Origin of the sequence: Arthrobacter sp. QXT-31 (assembly GCF_001969265.1) — a bacterium.
GTDB lineage: Bacteria > Actinomycetota > Actinomycetes > Actinomycetales > Micrococcaceae > Arthrobacter.
This window is the reverse complement of the sequence record NZ_CP019304.1, coordinates 1258710-1279478: the sequence shown is the minus strand read 5'-3', so window position 1 is coordinate 1279478 and position 20769 is coordinate 1258710. Positions and strand designations below refer to the sequence as shown.

The following is a 20769-nucleotide window of genomic DNA, read 5'->3' as shown; positions in this document are numbered from 1 at the left end:
TGTACGTTCGCGCTGGGGCCCGGTGGTGAGTCTGGGGTGGGTTCCGGCGTCGTCCGCTGGGATGATCTTTGCCCGAGACGTTTCGCACGGGCAACGGATTTCGTAGAGTTGGATGGCTTTGCTGTCAGACCCGTCTGCTATTACTTCTCTTGACTCATTCGCGCTCTCCCGAAGGACCCGTGAGCATGCTCGTCACCCTGATACGGCGCTACTCCAAACCGTATTTGCCGTACATCCTTGCTGTGATCGCCTTCCAGCTGGCATCCACCATCGCGGCGCTCTACCTGCCCAGCCTTAACGCACAGATCATCGACGAGGGCGTCTCCCGCGGCGACACGAATTTCATCTGGCGCACCGGGGCGCTCATGCTCCTGGTGGCCTTCCTGCAGGTGGGCACGGCCATTGCCGGGGTCTACTTCGGGTCAAAGACGGCCATGGCCGTGGGCCGGGATCTCCGCCGCGGTGTTTTCCGCAAGGTGACCAGCTTCTCCGCCAAGGACGTCAACGCGTTTGGCGCGCCCACCCTGATCACCCGCGGCACCAACGACGTCCAGCAGGTCCAGATGCTCGTGCTGATGGGCCTGAACTTCATGGTGTCCACACCCATCATGTGCATCGGCGGCATCATCATGGCCCTGCGTGAGGACATCAACCTGTCCTGGCTGGTCTGGGTTTCGGTCCCGGTCCTCTTCGTGGTGGTGGGCTACCTCGTCGTGCGTCTCATTCCGCTGTTCCGCTCCATGCAGACAAAGATCGACCGCATCAACGAGGTCCTGCGCGAGCAGATCATCGGCATCCGCGTGGTCCGGGCCTTCGTCCGGGAACCCTACGAGACGGAGCGGTTCGGCCAGGCCAACAGGGAACTGACCGACGTCTCGCTGAAGATCGGCGCATTGTTCGTTCTGATGTTTCCCGCCATCGGCATGATCCTGCACCTGTCCACCGCGGCGGTGCTCTGGTTCGGCGGCCAGCGGGTGGACTCGGGCGACATGCAGGTCGGCGCCCTGACAGCATTCCTGCAGTACCTGCTCCAGATCCTGATGGCCGTAATGATGGGCACCTTCATGGCCATGATGATCCCGCGCGCGTCCGTCTGCGCGGACCGCATCGGCGAGGTGCTCGACGTCGAACCCTCCATCCATGAGCCCCGGCAGCCGGTCACCCCAGGACAGCTGGAAGGCGTGGTGGAGTACCGCAACGTCAGCTTCGCCTATCCGGGGGCCGAGGCGCCGGTCCTGAGCAACATCAGCTTCACCGCCCGGCCCGGGGAAACCGTGGCGATCATCGGCTCCACCGGTGCAGGCAAGACCTCCCTGCTGTCACTGCTGCCGCGGCTCTACGACGTCGTGGACGGTGAAGTACTCCTCGATGGCGTCCCCGTCAGCCAGTTGGACCGTGCGGAAATCACCAGGCGCGTTGCCCTGGTTCCGCAGCGGCCCTACCTGTTCTCCGGAACCATCGGACATAACCTCCGGTTTGGAAATCCGGAAGCCACCGACGACGAACTCTGGGACGCCCTTCATGTGGCCCAGGGTGACGGTTTCGTGAAAGAGAAGAAAAACGGGCTCGCATCCCGCATCGCCCAGGGCGGCACCAATGTGTCCGGCGGCCAGCGCCAGCGGCTCTGCATCGCGCGCGCCTTGGTCACCAGGCCTAAGGTCTACCTGTTCGACGATTCCTTCTCCGCCCTGGATGTCGCCACGGACGCCCGGCTGCGTGCCGCGCTCAAACGCACCACCGCTGATGCCACCGTCATTATCGTCGCGCAGCGCATCTCCACCATCACGGAAGCGGACCAGATCCTGGTGCTCGACAACGGCAGGATCGTGGACCGGGGAACGCACCAGGAACTCCTCGAAACGTCGCCCACCTACCAGGAAATTGTTGAGTCCCAGCTGAGCGTGGAGGAAGTGGCATGAGCGCCGACCAGAAGGGCGGCCAAAACCCCGCCGAAAACTCCACGACGGCAGCAGACCAGGGCGCAGTGCTGGAGGATGACGACTTCGTGGAGGAGGAGTACCAGCCGGGTGAGGCCGACGGCGGCATGTTTGGTGCGATGCCGGCCAAGAAGGCCCAGCATTTCTGGCCCTCGGCCAAGCGGCTCATGGGCCTGCTGAAACCGGAAGCCGCCGGCATCTACGTCGTCGTCGGCATGGTGATCGTGTCGGTGATCCTCAACGTCATTGCCCCCAAGGTGCTGGGCCAGGCAATGGATGTGATCTTCGGCGGTGTCGTGGGCAAGCAGCTGCCCGCCGGCGTCAGCAAGGACCAGTTCGTCGAGGGACTGCGGGCGCAGGGGCAGAACAACTTCGCGGACATGGTCTCCCGGATGGAGCTCGTGCCCGGAACCGGCATCGACTTCCAGAAGCTGACCGTCCTGATCTCAGCCGTGCTGCTGATGTACTTCGTGGCCAACATCTTCCTGTGGCTCCAGGGCCACATCCTCAACAGGATCGTCATGAAGGTGATCCGGCAGCTCCGCGACAACACCGAGAAGAAACTCAACCGGCTGCCGCTGAACTATTTCGACACCCGCCAGCGCGGTGACGTGCTCTCCCGGGTGACCAACGACGTCGACAACGTCCAGCAGGCGCTGCAGCAGGCGTTCGCCCAGCTCATCAACTCGGTGCTGACCGTGCTTGGCATCGTCATCATGATGTTCATCGTCTCGTGGCAGCTGGCGCTGATCGCCCTCATCGCGCTGCCGCTGTCCGGGGCTGCGGCCGGTGTGATCGGCGCGCGGAGCCAGAAGCTGTTTGCGGCGCAGTGGAAGAACACCGGTGAGCTGAACGGCCAGATCGAGGAGTCCTTCTCCGGGCACGACCTGGTGCGGGTCTTCGGCCGCGAAGCCGACATGCTGGAGCGCTTCGAGGAGCGCAACGAGGCCCTGTACAAGGCCAGCTTCGGCGCGCAGTTCGTGTCCGGCATCATCTTCCCCGTGATGCAGTTCGTCTCCTACCTCAGCTACGTCGGCATCGCGGTGGTGGGCGGCCTGCGGGTCGCCTCGGGAAGCATGAGCCTCGGCGACGCCACGGCCTTCATCCAGTACTCACGCGAGTTCACCCAGCCGCTGGGGCAGATGGCCGGCATGGCCAACATGCTGCAGTCCGGCGTGGCATCGGCCGAGCGGGTGTTCGAGTTCCTGGACGCGGATGAGCAGGACACCGAGACCGCCACGCAGCATCTGCCGGCCAAGACCGATGGCCATGTGGAGTTCCAAAACGTCACGTTCAGCTACACGCCGGACAAGCCGCTGATCGAGGACCTGTCCTTCACTGCCAAGCCGGGCCATACCGTGGCCATCGTGGGCCCCACCGGCGCGGGCAAGACCACCCTGGTGAACCTGGTCATGCGCTTCTACGAGCTCAACTCCGGCTCCATTACGCTCGACGGCGTGGATGTCACCCAGCTGAGCCGCGCCGAGCTGCGGTCCAAGGTGGGCATGGTGCTGCAGGACGCCTGGCTGTTCGGCGGATCCATCTACGACAACATCAGGTACGGCAACCTGGACGCCACCGAGGACCAGGTCATGGCGGCGGCGAAGGCCACGTTCGTGGACCGCTTCGTCCGGGCACTTCCCGACGGCTACAGCACCGTCATCGATGAGGAGGGCAACAACGTCAGCGCGGGTGAAAAGCAGCTCATCACCATCGCCCGCGCGTTCGTGGCCAACCCCTCGCTGCTCATCCTGGACGAGGCCACCAGCTCCGTGGACACGCGCACCGAACTCCTGGTGCAGAAGGCCATGGCTGCACTGCGCACGGACCGGACCAGCTTCGTCATCGCCCACCGCCTCTCCACCATCCGCGACGCCGACACCATTCTGGTCATGGAGAACGGCAAGATCGTGGAGCAGGGCAACCACCACACCCTCTTCGCCGCCGAAGGCGCCTATTACCGGCTGTACATGTCGCAGTTTGCGGGCGCTGATGCCGAAGAGACGGCCGTGGACGACTCGACGGCGGTGCGCAGCTGAGCGCGCACAAGCCCGGAGGCCACCCGGCTCCCCGGCGCATCGAGGTGCCCGTGCCCATGCGCTGGGGGGACATGGACGCCTACGGGCACATCAACAACGTCCAGATCGTGCGCATGCTGGAGGAGGCCCGCATCGCCGCCTTCGGCCCGCCCGCCGGTGCCGGGCTGCCGGGGATCGATCCCCACGTGTCGCTGTTCAACACGGTTCCCCAGGGCACCATGGCGCTCGTGGTGGACCACAGGATCCGGTACGTGAAGACCCTCGAGTACCGCAACATTCCGGCGGTGGTCCAAGTGTGGGTCGGCGCAGTCAAGGGCGCCAGCTTCGATATCCACTACCTTGTGCAGGACCCGGTAACTGGCGACGATTGTGTGAAGGCCTCAAGCCATTTGGCCTTCGTTGATGAAGCCACCGGAAGGGTGCTGCGGCTGACTCCGGAACAGAAGCAGCTGCTGGAGCCCTTCATTGAGCGCAAGGAGCATTGACCGTGGGAAAGCGGAACCTGGGAAGGAAAGACATGGCCTGGAAGAAGAAGTCCTGGAAGGAACTTCCCCCTGCCGCCCGCATCGGCACGATCGTCATCGGAGCTGCGCAGCTCGCCTACCTCACGGCGGCCCAGCGCGACCTTTCACGCCGCCCGGCCGAGCAGGTCCGCGGCTCTAAGTTGTTCTGGCGGCTGGCAACCCTTATCAACTTCATCGGCCCGAGCTGCTATTTCGCCTTCGGCAGGAAGCGGCTGCCCGCTCCTACCCGGAAGTAGCCTTACCTTCGGGCATGGTGCTGGCGCTCAGCTTAACCCTGTAAATTTGAACGCATGACCCCCGCCCCAAAGCCTGCCATGCACCGCGCCCTCGGAGTCTCCAAAGAGATCGAGGAAGCCGCCTGGTTCGTGCTTGGTGCCGGTCTTCAGGGCAGGCCGTCGGCATTGGACGGCCGCACGCAGACGTGGACAGCGGAGGCCGCGGCGGAGCTGCTGGAACGGCTCGAGCGGGGAGTCGCCGACGCCAAGGCGCCGATGATGACCAACCTGCGGCACAACCTGGCGGACGCGTCCCCTTCCGCGAAGCAACTGGCCGTGGAGCTCCTCTTCCTGCAGTCGCTGCCGCTGGCGCACGAGGTCAAGTCGCTCAAGGTCAAGCGGGCGCGGGTCGCCGAGGCAGCGTCCTGGCTGGAGCCGCCGCTCGAGCTCCCCGAGGAGCTGTACCGCGGCATGACCGACCACGGCGTCATCCGCGACCGGACTGCGGAGTTCAACTGGACCATCTGGGACCACCTGAAGTGGCTGTGCCGGTTTGTGCACTACGTCGACCGGCAGTCCACCGCGGTCATCAGCCAGGCGCTGAAGGATCCGCTGGCCTTCCACCAGCTGGCTGCGGGCACGCCGGAAGATCAGCCGGCCATCCGGCGCAGCATCGAATACCTCGCCTGGCCCAGCTACTTCGAGCCGGTGGTGGCCGACATCGAACGCCAGGAGATCAGGGACGCCTTCGCCTCCCTCGTCGGCGGCGCGAAGGGGGACAGCGAGGAGGAAATCACCGCCGACATCCGCCGCATCCGCCTGCACCTGGACGAGCAGGCAGGCCAGCGCATCGACTGGTACTCCCGGCAGCTGGTGAGCCAGTGGCGCAAGGTCGGGGACCCGGGCCGCCGTGCCTGGCTGCTGCGCACCCACCACGACAACGCCGAGCTCCTGGCTGCCTGGCATGCAGAGGAGAAGGTGACGCTCGACGTCGAACACCTCCGCCTGCTTGACCCCGGCGTAACGGCGGGGCTGGTACAGCACGCCGTTGACGAGGACTACAAGCACCTCGGCTACGTGGAGCGGGAGGACACCAAAACCGCCATCTTCGCCTTCCTGACCGTGATGAAGCCGGGCGACCTCGCGCTGTACCAGAGCGCCGGTACGGTGCGCATCGGCGTCGTGCTCGGGGAGCCGGACCACAACGGCGACAACCGGCGGCTGCGCCGCAAGGTGCGCTGGTTCGACGAGGCGCACGCCATGACCGACCTGCCGCGGCACATCCAGCGCCAGCTGGCCACGTCGGGCATCGTTGTCGACGTGACCCGGGTGGTGCAGGCGCTGCAGGCGCTGCTCCCGGCGGAAGCGGAAACCGAGCCCGACGCAGACGCGTCACCGGCCACCGTCGCCCTCCCCGTGCTGGGCGGCTTCCGCCCCGTCACCAAGGAGTTCGCGGACTCCCTCCACATGGAGGTGGAGCCGCTTCAGGAGATTGCCGACCTGCTGGAGGAGAACCGGCAGCTGGTCCTGTACGGGCCGCCGGGAACCGGCAAGACCTACCTGGCCAAGCACCTCGCTGCGGAACTGGCGCAGGACAGCACCGACGAGCGCGTGAAGCTCGTCCAGTTCCACCCCTCCTATGCCTACGAGGACTTCTTCGAGGGGTACCGGCCGGACAAGACGGACGAGGGCCAGGTCTCCTTCAAGCTCGTGGCCGGTCCGCTGCGCCGGCTCGCGGAGGAGGCGGCGAAGCCGGGCAACGAGTCGAAGCCGCACTTCCTCATCATCGACGAGATGAACCGGGCGAACCTGGCCAAGGTGTTCGGCGAGCTGTACTTCCTGCTGGAATACCGCGATGACCGGATCTACCTGCAGTACAGCCCAAACGAGCCGTTCACGCTCCCGGACAACCTGTACATCATCGGCACCATGAACACGGCGGACCGCTCCATCGCGATGATGGACGCCGCAATCCGCCGCCGCTTCGCGTTCATCGAACTGCACCCGCAGACCGAACCGGTGAAGGGATCGCTGCTGCGGTTCCTGGAAGCACGGCAGCTGGACACCACGCCGGCGCTGCTCCTCGATGCGCTCAACCAGGCGATCGATGAATGGGACCGCGATCTCATGATCGGGCCCTCCTACTTCATGAAGAAGGCCGCGCAGACCCCTGCCGGCCTGCGCCGCATCTGGAAGTACGAACTCATGCCGCTGCTGGAGGAGCACTACCACGGACAGCTGAACCGGGCCCAGCTTGAGGAACGCTTCGGGCTGGACCAGCTGCTGGGACGCCTTGCGGCTCGCTAGTCCCGCCGGCCTCGGCCTGACGGCCGGCTTCCGTGCCCCCGCGGGTTTCCCGACGGCGGGCTCGGCGGCCGTTTCCCCGACGGCAGGTGGGTTCCCGGCGGCGGCCGGTTCCGGCGCCGCTGCCCGCGGCAGCCGCGGCAGCCTTGGCTCCGCCCCGGGCAGGCGGCACATCGTCCTGGATGAGCTCTCCGGCGGCACCGTGGAGAAGCTCGACCCGGACAGCGCCGCCTTCGTGAACTCCAGCGGCCTGGCCAAGGCAACACCCATGGGCATGGGGCTGTTCCGGATCGAGACCCTCGGCAGGGTGGGGTCGGTACGCACTCCGCAGGTGCAGCTGGACGTGCGGCCCAAGGGCCGGCTGGGGCTGAACCGGCTGCTTTTCCTCCTGAGCTACGCCGGGGACCAGGGCTTCCGCGACGATACCGTGGAGGCGGACGAGGACGCCGAGCTGTGGAGTGCCCTGGCGGCATCCCTGGCGCAACTCGCCGAGCGCGCCCTCCAGCGTGGCGTCCTGCAGGGGTACGTGACCGTGCACGACTCGCTCCGCACGGTCAAGGGCCGCATCCGGATCTCGGACCAGATCTCCCGCCGGCCGGGGATGCTGGTGCCGCTGGAAGTGTCGTACGACGAGTTCACTGAGGACATCCCGGAAAACCGCATCCTGCGCGCCGCCCTGGACCGCATGTCCCGCGTCCCGGGAGTCCGCCCGGATGTCCTTAGCCGCCTGCGGCAGCTCAAGGGAAAGCTCGACGACGTCACCCGCCTCCACGCGGGCGCTCCGCTTCCGCCGTGGCGGGCCAGCCGGCTGAACCTCCGCTACCACGCCGCCCTGCGGCTCTCGGAGGTCATCCTGCGCAATGCATCCGCGGAAGCGGGGGAGGGGAAGCAGCAGACGGCATCGTTCGTCGTCGACATGGCCCAGGTCTTTGAGGATTTCGTCGGTGCGGCGCTGCGCCGGGCCATGGCGGCCTTCCCCGGCGAGATGAGGCTGCAGTACAACGCGATGCTGAACGAGGCCGTCCGGGACTCTGACCGGCTGACCGTGAACCCGCACGCCGTGCACCTGCTGGGCGGCCGGCCGGTGGTGGTGTACGACGCCCAGTACCGCGCCGGCAGCGATCAGGGCGCGTCGCTTACGGCGGACCATTTCCAGATGCTGGCCTATTGCACGGCGTTGCGCGTTCCCACGGCATGGCTGATCTACGCCGGAGCGGGCGAGATGAAGCTGAGGCGCATCCTCAACACCGACATCGACATTGTGGAGTTTCCGCTGGATCTTTCACGGCCGCCGTCGGAGATCCTGGCAGCCGTCGCCGACCTTGCCCAGCAGTCTTGGGGAGAAGTGGTGCGCCAGGCGAGCCTGGGCCGCTAGGCCCGCTGTTCCTCCGGCTCGCCGTGAGGTGCAGAACCGTACACCTCGGTGCTTTCCACCTCAGAATCGTGCAGCTCGGAAGTGTGCAGCTCTGAATCGTGAAGGGCATGAAGATGCTCGAGGAGGGCCTTTTCCGGGGACCCGACGTTGTGCGCAAGACACTGCCGAAGCCGTTGCCTGGCACCGGCGCAGGCTGGATCGCTGTCCTCCAGCACAGACGCAATGATGCCCAGGACCTGCCACCGCAAGGAGTTGTTGTTGGGGCGGTCCACGTCCACGCCTTGGTCGGGAGGGCCATCTGGCCACGCATTCTCTGACGGGGATGAGAACGGCTCAGCCACCCGGAAGTCGGCCGCGTGGAAATACGCATCAGAGTGGAGAAAGTTGTGGGCGTCCCACCGGAGATAGTCTGCCATGCTGACAGTCCAACTTTCAGGTATGCCTCAGTGTGGGGCAGTGACCGGGCAGGACCATTTGCCTAGGCGCCTGCAACTGAAGACCATGCACTCAAACAGGAGCAGAAGCACCCGAAAACTGTACGGACTTACTAAGAACAATATCCCAAGACAGACAGGTCTGTCTCGCCTTTTGCGATAGAATAATCGCAATGGCAGAGGTACCCAGCTCCCAGCAGTGGAGCGCCGGGAGACCACCTTCCGGAATGCTTCAGACTGGGCCGCAGCCGGCCGCCACTGAAGGTTTCCCGTTCACAACGGGAGGACGGACGATTGGCGAGGAGATTGCGGCGTCCGGTGTTGCCAGGATGCGCGAACGGATCGTGAACTCCGCGTACGACCTCTTCGCCCGGCGCGGCATCCGGGATGTCGGCATCAATGAACTCATCAGCAGCTCGGGCGTCGCAAAAGCCACCTTCTACCGCCATTTCGCTTCCAAGGATGAGCTCGTGTTGGCGTTCCTCGAGAAACGCGACCAGGTCTGGACAGTCAACTCCATCATGGGGGAGGCCCGGCGCAGGGCGGACGCTCCCGAGCAGCAGCTGCTCGCCATCTTTGACGTCTTCACGGACTGGTTCCACCGCACGGACTTTGAAGCCTGTTCCTTCATCAATGTGCTGCTGGAAATGGGCGCCTCCCACCCGCTGGGTCGGGCCAGCATCGACTACCTCGCCAAGATCCGGGAACACGTGAAGCAGCTCGCGGACGAGGCCGGGCTGCAGCGGACTGACGATTTTTCCCGCTCATGGCACATTTTGATGAAGGGCTCGATCATCTCGGCGGCGGAGGGCGACCTGGACGCGGCCCGGCGTGCGCGCCGGCTGGGCAGATGGCTGATCGAGGACCACCGGGCATAGCAGCGAAGGGCGCAGCACCCGGATCTCTCCGCTATGGATAGCTCGATGCAGAACTCAGTTCTGCACGGGCACCGCGAACGTGAACGTGGTGCCTTTCCCCACCTCGCTGGCGAGCGAGACGCGCCCACCGTGGGCTTCCACAATGGCCTTGCTGATGGACAGGCCCAGCCCGACGCCGGGAATCGTCGAATTGCGGACGGCCGCGGACCGGAAGAACTTGGCGAAAACCTCCTCCTGGTCCTGCTGGCTCATGCCCATGCCCGTATCGCTAACGCTGCATACCATGTGGCCGTCCTCGGACCGCAGCGACACCACTACGTCGCCGCCGTCGGGAGAGTACTTGATCGCATTCGAGACGAGGTTGTCCAGCACCTGGGAGATGCGCGCGGCATCGATCTGGGCCTCAAGCGTGGCCGGCGCGTCGGCTCGCAGCTGGATGCCCGATTCTGCGGCACGCGGCAGGGCGGCGGTGACGCTGGTGCGTACCAGCTCAGCCACGTTCACCGCCTCCGGGGTGACCAGCAGCTGGCCGTTGCGGCTGGAGAGCAGATCCGAGACCAGTGTGAGCAACCGTTCGGAGTTTCGCCGGATGATCTCCAGCGGGCCGCGCTGGGAGTCGGTGAGATCGTCGTCGTCGTCCAGCAGAAGCTCAACGTAACCAAGAATCGAAGTGAGTGGAGTCCGGAATTCGTGCGAGACGTTGGAGACGAAGTCGTCCTTGGCGGTCAGCGCGTTCACCAGCTCGGTGACGTCGCTGAACACAATGACGGAGCCGGCGAAATTGCCGTCCTGGTCCTGCATGGGCCGCGCGCTGGTGGATATTGCGCGTTGTTCGGCTCCCGCTCCGAGCCACACCAGGTAGTCGGTGAATTCCTCGCCGAGGATCGCGCGCCGGACGGGCCGCTGGTCGGTGGGGACCAGCGTGGTCCGGTCGGCGGCGAACACCAGCAGCTGGGATTCGTTGGGATCGTCAATGGTTGGCGGCGTGGCCAGCTGGTGATGCTTGCGCTGCTTGCGGTTCATCAGGATGTCATTGCCCTGGGCGTCGACGGCGAGGACGCCCAGGTGCACCGTGTCCAGAACAGTGTTCAACAGCCGTTCCTGGCGCTTGCTTCCGGTCAGCACACCGCGAAGCTGGGAGTCCTTCTCCTCGAGATCCCGCTGCTGCCGGACCATGCTGAGCGTCATGACGGACACTGTGACTCCAATACCAAGCATCATTACTGGCAGCAGGAAGGAGCGCGCAAGGCCCGGACCTGAGACGTCGCCGCGGAGAAACAGCGGTACCCAGATGATTCCCAAAGGGCCGAAGAAGGACAGTGCCACTGCCGTCTTGGGGAACAGCCCGGACGCGCATAGCCAGATCACCGGAAAAACCGCCATCAGGCTCAGTCCCGTCAGGCTGTCCTGGCCTCCCTCCCTGCCGAGGGAAATCGAAACCAGATCCAAGAGCGGTATCACCAGGAAAGAGGGGTAGGGAAGCTGCTGCCAGGGCACGGCAAAACAGAGGATCAGTATTACCGCCTGTGACAGCAGAAAACTGATGAAAAGGGGATTTAGCAGCGTTTCTGGGAAGAACGCCAAGATAAGAAAAGCCGTGATTCCTACCGTGACGGACAGCGGCATTTGGCTCAGCATCACCCTGCCCCGCAGGGAATACTCGTGGAAAGGCCGCCGGAAGAACCGGATCCGTCCGGATGAGTCTTTCCAGGTACTGCTCATGGGCGATGGTCCATCTGGACGGGGCGTGAGAAACGCATAGGAGCAGGATATCCGCCGGGAGCTATACTGCAGACGGGATGTAGCGGGCTGAGGGGGCTGCGATGGGTGATACACGCGTAGGACTGGTCATTGAGGATGACCACGATATTCGCGAATTGGTGCGCGTTGTTTTGACGCAGGCGGGCTTTGAAGTGCGTGCGGCAAGCAGCGGAGCCGAGGGTGTTCTCGCCGCCAAGGAACTTGACCCGGCGGTCATCACGCTCGACCTCGGACTGCCGGACATCGACGGCTTCGAAGTCGCCCGGCAGATCCGCCAGTTCTCCGACGCATACATCGTTATGCTCACTGCCCGTGCAGAAGAGCTGGATACCCTGATCGGACTTGAGTCGGGTGCAGACGACTACCTCACCAAGCCGTTCCGGCCGCGCGAGCTGCGTGCCCGGGTTGCGGCCATGATGCGCCGCCCACGTTCGACGCCGGACCTTGCCGAAGAGGGCGGCTCACCTGCCGCCGCTGTGAGTGAGGCGCGGAAGTACACCCACAACGGCCTGGATCTGAGTTACGAATCCCGCACCGTTGCCGTTGACGGCCATGAATTGAGCCTGACGCGCACCGAGTTCGACCTGCTGCATGCCCTGCTCGAGGCGGGCCGCATGGTCCGTACCAAAGCGGACCTGGTGCGCCGTCTACGGGACGAACCATACGACGTCGGAAGTTACATCAGCGAAGCGGACGAGCGGTCCGTGGAAGTGCACATGGGCAACCTGCGCAAGAAACTCGGCGATTCCGCACAGAATCCGCGCTGGCTGCAGACCGTCCGCGGCGTGGGCTACCGGCTGGCTCCCGCCGAGCACTGAGGCCCGTGGCCTCGCTCCCGATCAGCCTGCTGCGAGAAACGTCTCCAGCTGCTGCTCCACGGCGGAGAGGTCCCTGAGCTCGCACTCCCAGACGGTGAGTACGTCCCAGCCGTCGTTTTCGAGCTGACGGCGCTGGCTGGCGTCGCGCTCCCGCGTGCGGGTGCGTTTCGTTTCCCAGAATTCGGCGTTGGCCTTGGGGGAGTGCTGGCCCACCTTGCAGTCATGGAAGTGCCAGAAGCAGCCGTTGATGAAGATCACCTTGCGCCGGCCGGCGAAGACGAGATCGGGGTTTCCCGGCAGCTTGACGCCGCGCGAGGCCCCGTGCAGGCGATACCGGTAGCCCTTGGCATGCAGGAGGCGGCGCACCAGCAGCTCGGGCTTGGTGTTCTTGCCCCGGATCCGGGACATGTTCCAGCTGCGCTGCTCAGGTGTCAGCCGGTCCGCCATGCTCCCAGTTTAGGCCGGCGGCCCCGCTAGAAATCGCGCTCCGGCTGCTCGCCGAACTGGAAGTGCCGGCCGGTCACGGAGCCCGGATCGATCTCGACGTAGAAGTCCTTGAGCGTGGGCACCCAGGATGCGAGTCCCAGCTCCTCGGCCTCGGCAATCTCCGCTGACTTGCTCAGCACGCGCGCAGTGCCGCGGAGTACCACCGACCACGCCTGGTCCGACATGATGCCGTCCGTCTCGAAGAGGACCCTGTCGTTGATGGTGACCTGGGCCAGCTTGTTGCCCGGCGCCGTGCGGAAGTACAGCTTTCGGCGGCTGGTCACGTAGTTGACGGGGAAGATATCCGGCTCGCCCGCCACAGTGACCACGAGCCTGCCGTGCTTTGTGTTTTCCAGAAGCTGCCAGCATTGCTCTTCGTCGAGGATCAGGATGGGATCGCCGTCGGTGTGGTTGAACATCATGCGCTCCATTCTTCTACGGGCTGTAGAAAAAGGATAGGGGTACGGAGAGATTTTCCCAGCAACCACGGTGAGGCGCCATGGGCGGCCTGTGGATAACTTTGAGCCGGAAAGTGTGACCTCGGTTACCCTTTAACCATTGTTCGGACACAGATGTCTTGAAACCTATCCGGGGGGATTAGCGCATGACTTCTCGTACCTGCTCTTCTGAACGCCTCCGTCTGCCTTTGATCTCTGCCGTAGCTGTGTCCGTCCTTGTGCTCACCAGCTGTAGCGGTGGAGGCGAGCCTCAGGCCGGACCGACTGCCTCTGCTGTGGCGTCGCCAGCCCTGTCCACTTCCGGTTCGGCATCCGCCACACCCAGCGCCACTCCGACGCCCAAGCCGACACCCGTCTACAAGCCGGCCGATGCCAAGGGCCGGGCGCAGAACGTGCCTGTACCGGTCAAGCCGCCCCTGGCCGACAAGAATACGAAGGAGGGCCTGGAGGCGTTCACGAAGTATTGGTACGCCCTACTGAATTACGGCTTCGAGACGGGTGACTTGTCGTCTTGGGCGGAGCTAACTTCCGGCTCTTGCGAGTTTTGTAACCTTCTCAAGAAAAGTATTGCGATCGGGTACAAAGAGGGGCGTTGGCAGGTTGGTGGTCGTCTTTCGGCTCCTTCAATTGAGGCGAATTTCAAGACGGGAGCGGGGAGTCAGCAGGTTCTCGTGCAGGTCATCCAGGAAGAAACGCAGTTCTATAAGGCGGATAAAAGCGTCGGAAGAAGTCCTGCTGCTGGATCGAATACCGCTTCGGTAGTTATAGCGACGTATTCGGGCAATCGCTGGACCGTGGCTGACCTGCATCCCGTTCGCTGATCGGCGAAATCGTGACAAAGCGGGCGATTATTTCAGTTACGCTTGCCGCATTGCTGGCATTTAGTTTCCAACAGCACGGTTATGCACTGGACGACGATTACGGTGGTTCGGCCACATACGGCGAAACACACCTCGTTGTTGGCGCTTGGGTCCCGGACGAGGACAGTGGGGAGATGGTTCCCGCCCCGCCGGGCTATGTCAGCAACGATCCGAACCAGTACAACGCATTTCCCCAGTGCCAAGTGGACGACGGCAACTTGGCTATCGATTGCTTGGCAAATCAACGCATTTGTCCGCCCAGGGCCGATGGGAAGCCGGGGACCCCTGTGGTCTGGAAGGTTGCTCCTCGGGAGATAGAGAAACCTCAGTGGACGGACTGGACAGGAAACGGTGGCGGCCCGACGTGCCTTTATGATCGGAACCCCGAGGACTTGCTGCCGAGGATCGCTGCCCGGATTCAAGAGGCGTTCGAAAACCTGCCTATTGCGCCGGGAACGCTGACGGCGCAACCGAGCCCCCACACTCTTCGTGGCGCGGAAACCAACTTCTACGCAAAGGCCACAGAGCAGCCCTTCGACATCACCATCTTGGCCCAGCGAATCCACATCATCGCCAAGCCCGTCCAATACCGGTGGGACTATGGTGACGGGACTTCGCTTGGCCCGACTACCACCATGGGCGGGCCGCTCCCTCAAAACCGCTGGGGTGAGAAGACCCGTACCAGTCACGCCTACGCAGCGACCGGTGACTTCAATGTCGTCCTCACTACATACTTCCAAGGAACGTACTCCGTGAACGGCGGCCCGAACCTTCCCATACCGAATCAAGGTCAGTTCAGCTCTCCACCCCAAACGGTGAGTGTCTGGCGATCCGTCACGCGCAACTACGCCGACGATTGCCTCGCAAACCCCCGCGGCGAAGGCTGTCCCTTGGGGAGGTGAAGTGCGGCACACACGGAATAGTTGCACGCGCGCCACAGTTACAGCTGGTGAACCTGATGCATTGTGAAAGGAACTCCGCATGCTGTTTTCCCCGCTGACACTCGGCGAGCACGAACTCCCCAACCGCCTCGTCATGGCACCCCTGACCCGTGTTCGCACCGGCAAGGAAGGCGTACCCGGCCCGCTCGTTGTGGAGCACTACCGCCAGCGCGCGTCCCTCGGCCTCATCGTCAGCGAGGGAACCTACCCCAGCCCCGCCGGCCGTTCCTACCCCGGACAGCCCGGGCTGGTCACCGCCGAGCAGATTGCAGGCTGGAAGAAGGTCACCGACGCCGTCCATGCTGAGGGTGGCCGGATCTTCGCCCAGATCATGCACGGCGGCCGCGTCTCGCATGAGGACATCAACGGCGGCCACCGCGTCGTGGCTCCCAGTGCAATCGCCGTCGAAGGTGAAACGCGCACCTACAACGGCAAGCAGCCGCACCCGGTCCCGCACGAGCTCTCCATCGACGAGCTGCCGATCGTCCGAGAGGAAATCGTCGCGGCCTCGCGCAATGCCATCGAGGCAGGGTTCGACGGCGTGGAGCTGCACTCCGCCAACGGTTACCTTCTCCACGAGTTCCTGGCGCCGAACACCAATGTCCGCACCGACAGCTACGGCGGCTCGCCCGAGAACCGCGCCCGCTTCGTGATCGAGACGGTGAACGCCGTCGTGGAGGCACTCGGCGCCAACCGCGTCGGAATCCGCATCTCGCCCGAGCACAATGTCCAGGGCATCGAGGAAACGGATTCCGCCGACGTCCGGGCAACCTACGAGGTGCTGGTCAACTCGATCGCCCCGCTGGACCTGGCCTATCTGAGCATCCTGCACGCCGACCCGACCGGCGACCTGGTCCAGGACCTGCGGTCACGCTTTAACGGGCCGTTCCTGGTCAACACCGGCTTTGGCGTCATCACCACCCGCGAGGAGGCTTTCTCGCTCGTGACCGATGGACACGCGGACGCCGTCGTGGTGGGCCGGCCCGCCATCGCCAACCCGGATCTCGCCCGCCGCTGGCGTGAGGGCCTGCCGCTGAACGAACCTGACCAGTCCACGTTCTACGCCGAGGGTGCGAAGGGCTACACCGACTACCCGGTGTACCAGCCGGCCTAGCCTCCTCTGCTCGAACGAGCCGTGATCCACTGATGGAGCCGCCCCTTCGCCGGGGGCGGCTCCATTGGTTTAAGGGGCAACGTTCTTGAGTGAATCTTGACGCTTTGGCGCATGGATACCTGAGCGGGGGACGGCATTGTTCTTTCCAGGGGAAATCTATCCATCACTTCTTGAAGGGTCTCACCATGAAGAACAGCGCACTAATCAAGGGAACCGCCGCCATCGCCGTTGGTGCGGCGCTGCTGCTGGGTGGAGGCGGCACGCTGGCCTCCTGGAACGCATCCCAGTCCGCCACTCCCGGCACAGTCGTCGCCGGCGACCTGAACGTGGTGGCAGACACAGGTGTCTGGACGGACGACGCCGGCCTCACCATCGCCAACATCGGCAACTACAGGGTGGTTCCCGGCGACAAGCTGACGTACACCCAGGTCCTGAACGTCACCCTCGTCGGCGACAAGATGGCTGCCAGCATCGCCGCCACAGGCACCGGTGCCGTGAACGGGTTTACCGCCGACAACGTCGTTGTGACCAACCCTGTCCTGACCGCCGGTTCCCCGAGCGCGGTTGTGAGCAACCCGCTGACCACCAGCGGGACGGTCACCGCCACAATCACCTTTGAGTTCAAGTCGGGCACTGCAAACCGCGCCGACGTAACCAAGAGCTACAACTTCGGCAGGGTCGCCTTCACTTTGAACCAGATCGTCCCCGTCGTAGCCGGTACCTAAGCCGCTTCCGGCCGCCGCTCGAGGCGGCCGGAAGTCCAAACGCCAGTACCACCAAACTAGGGTCAGGAGGAGCCATGAGCATCCCGCGCCACCTGCGGGCCGCGGCACTTGTCGCCGCGGCGGTGCTCTTGGGCCTCCTGACCGTTCAGGGCAGCTACGCACTCTGGTCGGCCGCTGCTGCCGCAGCGCCGGGCACGGTGACGTCAGCATCTTTCGACGTCAACCTCGCCGGGGCGCCTTCCAACCAGCTCACAAGCATGACAGTGGCAGGGACTCCCGCAAACCTGGCGGTCACTACCCAGTCAATTCCCCTGGCCGCGCTGATGCCCGGAACCGCTGTCTACGCCAGCATTACCGCCACGAACAATTCCGACGCCGGTGGCCAGTTCAACATCAGCGTCACCTCAGGCGCGCCGGTGCTTACCAACGCCGGGGGAGGCAGCTTGGCCACGTACCTCACCGTCAGCGCCAAGTCCGCAACAAGCGCGGCCACGTGCGGCACGACGGGGTACACCGGCCTCACTCCGGTCACTGTCCCGAAGGGCGCCAGCACGACGCTGTGCTTTGAAGTCAGGCTCGCCTCCAACGCTCCAGCCGCCGTGAAAGGACAAGCCGTGAGCATCTCGATTCCCCTCACTGCAACGCAACTTTGCGGGGTGCCCAGTGGCTGCGCCTAGCATTCTTACGACGGCGGATGCGTCCGCTGCCCGTCCCGCTGACGGTGCGGATCCAGGCGACTCCGGCACGGACAACACCCGCGATGGAGTCCGCCCGCCCCTCCGCTGGCTCGCGGCGGCAGGCAGAGCCGTCAACTTCGTGCTGCTGATGGTCGCGCTGTTCGCCGCCCTGGTCCTGATCCTCGCTCCGAAGGCCACCGGCTCCCAAACCTACGCCGTTCTGACGAATTCCATGGCCCCCAAGTACTCACCGGGTACCTACCTCGTGGTCAAGCCCACGGCTTTTAGCGAACTGCAGGCCGGGGATGTCATCACGTTCCAACTGGAGTCGGGAAAGCCCGCGGTGGAGACGCACCGCATCGTTGGCTTCGGAACCACCCAGACGGGGGAGAAGACCCTCATCACCAAGGGCGACAACAACGACACCAGCGATCCCAACCCCGTTCGTGAGCCACAGGTGAATGGCAAGCTCTTCTACGCCGTCCCTTACGCCGGTTATGTCGCCAACGCGCTGGGGAATTCCGATCGTGGCCTTTGGGTGACGGTGGGCGCTGCCGGCCTCATCGGATACGGCGCACTCCTCATCTTCCGGAACGTCCGCAGCCGGCGCCGCGAAGCAGGCACGGCGGCATGAAAACCCCGGACGTCGTCCAGGCCAAGGTCCCCGGCGCAATGCTGGCGCTCTTCGCTTTCATGCTGACGGTGCTGCTGGGCATCGGCGGGAGCTCCGCCGTCGCACTCTGGCAGCAGTCAGCGACGGCGAACCTGACAGTCTCCGCCGCCGACTGGTCCCCGATTTCCATCGCCTGCACCGAGGGCTCAAACAACAGCAACAGGTCCCTGACCCTGACCATAACCACGGTGGGAACGGTCAATCAGCCGCCACTCATCTCCTCACGCAGCCTCTCCGGCTCCTACGGGACCGAATCCAGCGTGGGATCGTCCATTGTCCTCCAGCCGTCGTCACCGCTGGTGACGTCCGCCATAGGCTCAGCCAGCGCGGGATTTGCTGTCCGGGTACGAGCCCAGGTTGACGGGCAGTGGGTGTCCGCTGAAATCACCACACTGTCGGTCAACACAAATAACTCCAAGATCTTCTGCGCCTGATGGCAATGTCACGGGTGCAGCCCTCCCTGAGGCCTCCCTATAGGATCTGATCATGCAAAAAGCGTCCAACGGCACCCGCGCCGGCAGCCGGCCCGAGGATCAGACCGGGCGCAAGGGAGGCCGGACGGTCAGCCGTCAGGTCCTGGCCGACCACGTTTACGAGGAGCTGCTCGCCTCGCTGATGGACGGCAGGCTGGAACCAGGGGCCGCCGTCAGCATTGACGGAACTGCCCGTGAGCTGGACGTTTCCCCGACTCCTGTCCGCGAAGCACTGGCCCGCTTGGAACACACGGGCATGGTCCGCAGGGTGGCGCTCAAGGGGTATCGCGTTGCGCCGGTCTTCACCCGGGAGGACTTTGCGGATCTCATGGAGGCCCGGCTGGCGATCGAGCCCGTCAACGCCCGCCTCGCCTGCGCGCGCTTGAACCCGCACCGCCTTGCCGAGCTTGAACAGACAGTCGAGGACCTGAAATCCGCGCCGCGCGGCCCGTCCTTTGTGGAGTACAAGGACTATCTCGAAGCCGATGAGCGCTTCCACCAGCTGATCGCACAGCAGACCGACAACCAGTTCATGGTGGGTGCCTATGCGGCCCTGGGCGGACAGGTCCAGCGCTTCCGGCTTTTTGGCGGGGTGGGCATCACCGACGCGGAATACGCCATCGCCGAGCATCAGTCCGTCCTGGACGCGCTGTCGAGCGGCGACCCGGACAAGGCAGAAGCGGCCATGGCGGCGCACATCCAGAAGGTCCGCGAACGCGCAATGGCCGACGCCCCGGAGGAGTAGAGCCGGGCCCGCCCCGGAGGAGAAGGGCCGGTGCCGCCGCCAATGTAAGAAGCAGCAGAGGGTGTTTCCAGGTCTGGGAACGGCCTCTGCTGCTACGTGGCTGGGAGAAGCGTAGCGTGGAAGGTGCAGTGGCGCACGGCTTCCGATGTGGGCCGCTTCACAGGCCGGCGTCATCCCTATAGGATCTTCGATGATCGCTCAGAAGAATGCGCTTCTTGAAGGTGTGACCTTGACAACTGCTACTAGATAGTAAATCCTATAGGAAACAGGATTCCACGAGGGAGTGAACACGAATGGCTTACACCGCCGACAACTGGCCCATCACCGCCGCTCTGCTGCAGTTCCCGGGCGTTGACGCTCAGGGCACCCACATCAACGACGCCGATGCCTCCGCCTGGGCCGAGGTCTTCACCGAGGTCAAGGAAGCAGGCTTCGCCAATGCCGACCTCACCGACAGCTGGGTCCGCCCCGGCGACCTGAGCAAGGAGCGCCTCGCCGAGTTCAAGCAGACCGCTGACAGCGTCGGCATCGGCATCCCGGTCATCTCCGCCATCCGCCAGAGCATCATTCAGGAGGGCAAGTGGGAGGACAACCTGGCCTACAGCCACCGCACCATCGATGCGGCAGCAGAACTGGGCTGTGAAGTCGTCTCCTTCGGGCTGCACCAGGCAATCACCCCGGAGCAGCAGAAGCAGCTCTGGTTCTGGACCGTCGAAGGCTACAAGGACCCGGTCGGGGACAAGGAGGCCTGGAACAACGCCGTCTCGCGTTTCCAGGAACTTGGGCGCCACGCTGCTGAGGTTGGCATCCTGCTCTCGCTCGAGATGTACGAGGACACCTACATCGGCACCGCGGACTCCTCCGTGCAGTTCGTCCAGGACATCGGCCTGTCCAACGTCGGCCTCAACCCGGACCTCGGCAACCTCATCCGCCTGCACCGGCCCATCGAGGACTGGCGGGAAATGGTTGCCAAGACCCTGCCGTACTCCAACTACTGGCACATGAAGAACTACATCCGGGACGAGGACGTGGCCCGCGACATGTACGTCGCCATGCCCGCCCCGATGGAAAGCGGCCTGATCAACTACCGCGAGGCGTTCAAGGTGGCGCTCTCCGTTGGTTTCCAGGGCATCCTGTGCACCGAGCACTACGGCGGCGACGGCCTCTCCGTGACGGCCAGCAACCAGGACTACCTGCGCCGCCACGTCCTGCCCAAGAAGGACGGCTACGCCCTCGGCCAGAGCCAGGTGGCGCAGGGACGGCAGCAGCCCGCCGCCGTCGCCCGCTAGAGGCGCCTCACTAGAAGCAACCGATCATCCAACCCGGATTCAA

The 20769-nt window shown here is 64.4% G+C and carries 21 protein-coding genes; 17 read left to right on the top strand and 4 right to left on the bottom strand.

Annotated features, from left to right (window positions below; all coding sequences use genetic code 11):
- The first annotated feature begins 185 nt into the window (after positions 1-185).
- The 6 genes from BWQ92_RS05765 to BWQ92_RS05740 all read left to right on the top strand — a co-directional run bounded on the left by BWQ92_RS05765 (position 186) and on the right by BWQ92_RS05740 (position 8394).
- A complete protein-coding gene (locus BWQ92_RS05765) occupies positions 186-1919 on the top strand; it encodes an ABC transporter ATP-binding protein (RefSeq protein ID WP_076798688.1) in 1734 nt (577 codons plus the stop codon).
- A complete protein-coding gene (locus BWQ92_RS05760; protein WP_076798687.1) occupies positions 1916-3976 on the top strand; it encodes an ABC transporter ATP-binding protein in 2061 nt (686 codons plus the stop codon). The genes BWQ92_RS05765 and BWQ92_RS05760 overlap by 4 nt, the downstream gene beginning before the upstream one ends.
- A gap of 56 nt (positions 3977-4032) precedes the next feature.
- Positions 4033-4461, top strand: coding sequence for an acyl-CoA thioesterase (locus BWQ92_RS05755; protein WP_076803530.1), 429 nt, complete (start codon positions 4033-4035; stop codon positions 4459-4461).
- Positions 4462-4463: 2 nt separating this feature from the next.
- Positions 4464-4736: a hypothetical protein gene (locus BWQ92_RS05750; protein WP_335633102.1), complete on the top strand. Its 273-nt coding sequence runs from the start codon at positions 4464-4466 to the stop codon at positions 4734-4736.
- Between the two features lie 54 nt (positions 4737-4790).
- Positions 4791-7022: an McrB family protein gene (locus tag BWQ92_RS05745; RefSeq protein WP_076798686.1), complete on the top strand. Its 2232-nt coding sequence runs from the start codon at positions 4791-4793 to the stop codon at positions 7020-7022.
- A 175-nt stretch (positions 7023-7197) separates the two neighbouring features.
- Positions 7198-8394 carry a 5-methylcytosine restriction system specificity protein McrC gene (locus BWQ92_RS05740; RefSeq protein WP_076803529.1) on the top strand — a complete coding sequence of 399 codons (1197 nt, stop codon included), beginning with the start codon at positions 7198-7200 and terminating at the stop codon, positions 8392-8394.
- Here BWQ92_RS05740 and BWQ92_RS05735 read toward each other — a convergent pair.
- Positions 8391-8810 (bottom strand): hypothetical protein, encoded by a 420-nt coding sequence (locus BWQ92_RS05735; RefSeq protein ID WP_076798685.1) that lies wholly within the window; start codon positions 8808-8810, stop codon positions 8391-8393. The genes BWQ92_RS05740 and BWQ92_RS05735 overlap by 4 nt on opposite strands.
- A 347-nt stretch (positions 8811-9157) precedes the next feature.
- Here BWQ92_RS05735 and BWQ92_RS05730 point away from each other — a divergent pair, with 347 nt between their 5' ends.
- Positions 9158-9706: a TetR/AcrR family transcriptional regulator gene (locus tag BWQ92_RS05730; protein ID WP_076803528.1), complete on the top strand. Its 549-nt coding sequence runs from the start codon at positions 9158-9160 to the stop codon at positions 9704-9706.
- A gap of 54 nt (positions 9707-9760) precedes the next feature.
- Here the strand turns inward: BWQ92_RS05730 and BWQ92_RS05725 are convergent, their stop codons facing one another.
- A complete protein-coding gene (locus BWQ92_RS05725) occupies positions 9761-11428 on the bottom strand; it encodes a sensor histidine kinase (protein WP_076798684.1) in 1668 nt (555 codons plus the stop codon).
- A gap of 101 nt (positions 11429-11529) precedes the next feature.
- Here BWQ92_RS05725 and BWQ92_RS05720 point away from each other — a divergent pair, with 101 nt between their 5' ends.
- The gene (locus tag BWQ92_RS05720; RefSeq protein ID WP_076798683.1) at positions 11530-12285 is read left to right on the top strand and encodes a response regulator transcription factor; all 756 of its coding nucleotides are present in this window, start codon (positions 11530-11532) and stop codon (positions 12283-12285) included.
- 21 nt (positions 12286-12306) lie between these two features.
- Here the strand turns inward: BWQ92_RS05720 and BWQ92_RS05715 are convergent, their stop codons facing one another.
- Together BWQ92_RS05715 and BWQ92_RS05710 are read right to left on the bottom strand one after the other, a co-directional pair.
- The gene (locus BWQ92_RS05715; protein WP_076798682.1) at positions 12307-12732 is read right to left on the bottom strand and encodes a very short patch repair endonuclease; all 426 of its coding nucleotides are present in this window, start codon (positions 12730-12732) and stop codon (positions 12307-12309) included.
- Between the two features lie 26 nt (positions 12733-12758).
- Positions 12759-13193, bottom strand: a complete 435-nt coding sequence (locus BWQ92_RS05710; RefSeq protein ID WP_076798681.1) for a pyridoxamine 5'-phosphate oxidase family protein — start codon at positions 13191-13193, stop codon at positions 12759-12761.
- A 182-nt stretch (positions 13194-13375) separates the two neighbouring features.
- Between BWQ92_RS05710 and BWQ92_RS23485 the strand changes: the two genes are divergently transcribed.
- The 9 genes from BWQ92_RS23485 (at position 13376) to BWQ92_RS05665 (ending at position 20726) form a co-directional block, all read left to right on the top strand.
- On the top strand, positions 13376-14050 hold the full coding sequence (locus tag BWQ92_RS23485; protein ID WP_076798680.1) for a DUF6318 family protein: 675 nt from the start codon (positions 13376-13378) through the stop codon (positions 14048-14050).
- Positions 14051-14061: 11 nt separating this feature from the next.
- Complete coding sequence (locus tag BWQ92_RS24200; protein WP_236783119.1) at positions 14062-14991, top strand: PKD domain-containing protein; 930 nt, start codon at positions 14062-14064, stop codon at positions 14989-14991.
- 79 nt (positions 14992-15070) lie between these two features.
- Complete coding sequence (locus BWQ92_RS05695) at positions 15071-16144, top strand: alkene reductase (RefSeq protein WP_076798679.1); 1074 nt, start codon at positions 15071-15073, stop codon at positions 16142-16144.
- Between the two features lie 185 nt (positions 16145-16329).
- Positions 16330-16869, top strand: coding sequence for an alternate-type signal peptide domain-containing protein (locus BWQ92_RS05690; protein ID WP_076798678.1), 540 nt, complete (start codon positions 16330-16332; stop codon positions 16867-16869).
- A 74-nt stretch (positions 16870-16943) separates the two neighbouring features.
- Positions 16944-17546 carry a hypothetical protein gene (locus BWQ92_RS05685; RefSeq protein WP_076798677.1) on the top strand — a complete coding sequence of 201 codons (603 nt, stop codon included), beginning with the start codon at positions 16944-16946 and terminating at the stop codon, positions 17544-17546.
- The gene (locus tag BWQ92_RS05680; protein WP_076798676.1) at positions 17533-18180 is read left to right on the top strand and encodes a signal peptidase I; all 648 of its coding nucleotides are present in this window, start codon (positions 17533-17535) and stop codon (positions 18178-18180) included. Before BWQ92_RS05685 ends, BWQ92_RS05680 begins: the two co-directional genes overlap by 14 nt.
- Positions 18177-18653 (top strand): hypothetical protein, encoded by a 477-nt coding sequence (locus BWQ92_RS05675; protein ID WP_076798675.1) that lies wholly within the window; start codon positions 18177-18179, stop codon positions 18651-18653. The genes BWQ92_RS05680 and BWQ92_RS05675 overlap by 4 nt, the downstream gene beginning before the upstream one ends.
- A gap of 52 nt (positions 18654-18705) precedes the next feature.
- On the top strand, positions 18706-19437 hold the full coding sequence (locus BWQ92_RS05670; RefSeq protein ID WP_172804252.1) for a GntR family transcriptional regulator: 732 nt from the start codon (positions 18706-18708) through the stop codon (positions 19435-19437).
- Positions 19438-19730: 293 nt separating this feature from the next.
- The gene (locus BWQ92_RS05665; protein ID WP_076798674.1) at positions 19731-20726 is read left to right on the top strand and encodes a sugar phosphate isomerase/epimerase family protein; all 996 of its coding nucleotides are present in this window, start codon (positions 19731-19733) and stop codon (positions 20724-20726) included.
- Positions 20727-20769: the final 43 nt, after the last annotated feature.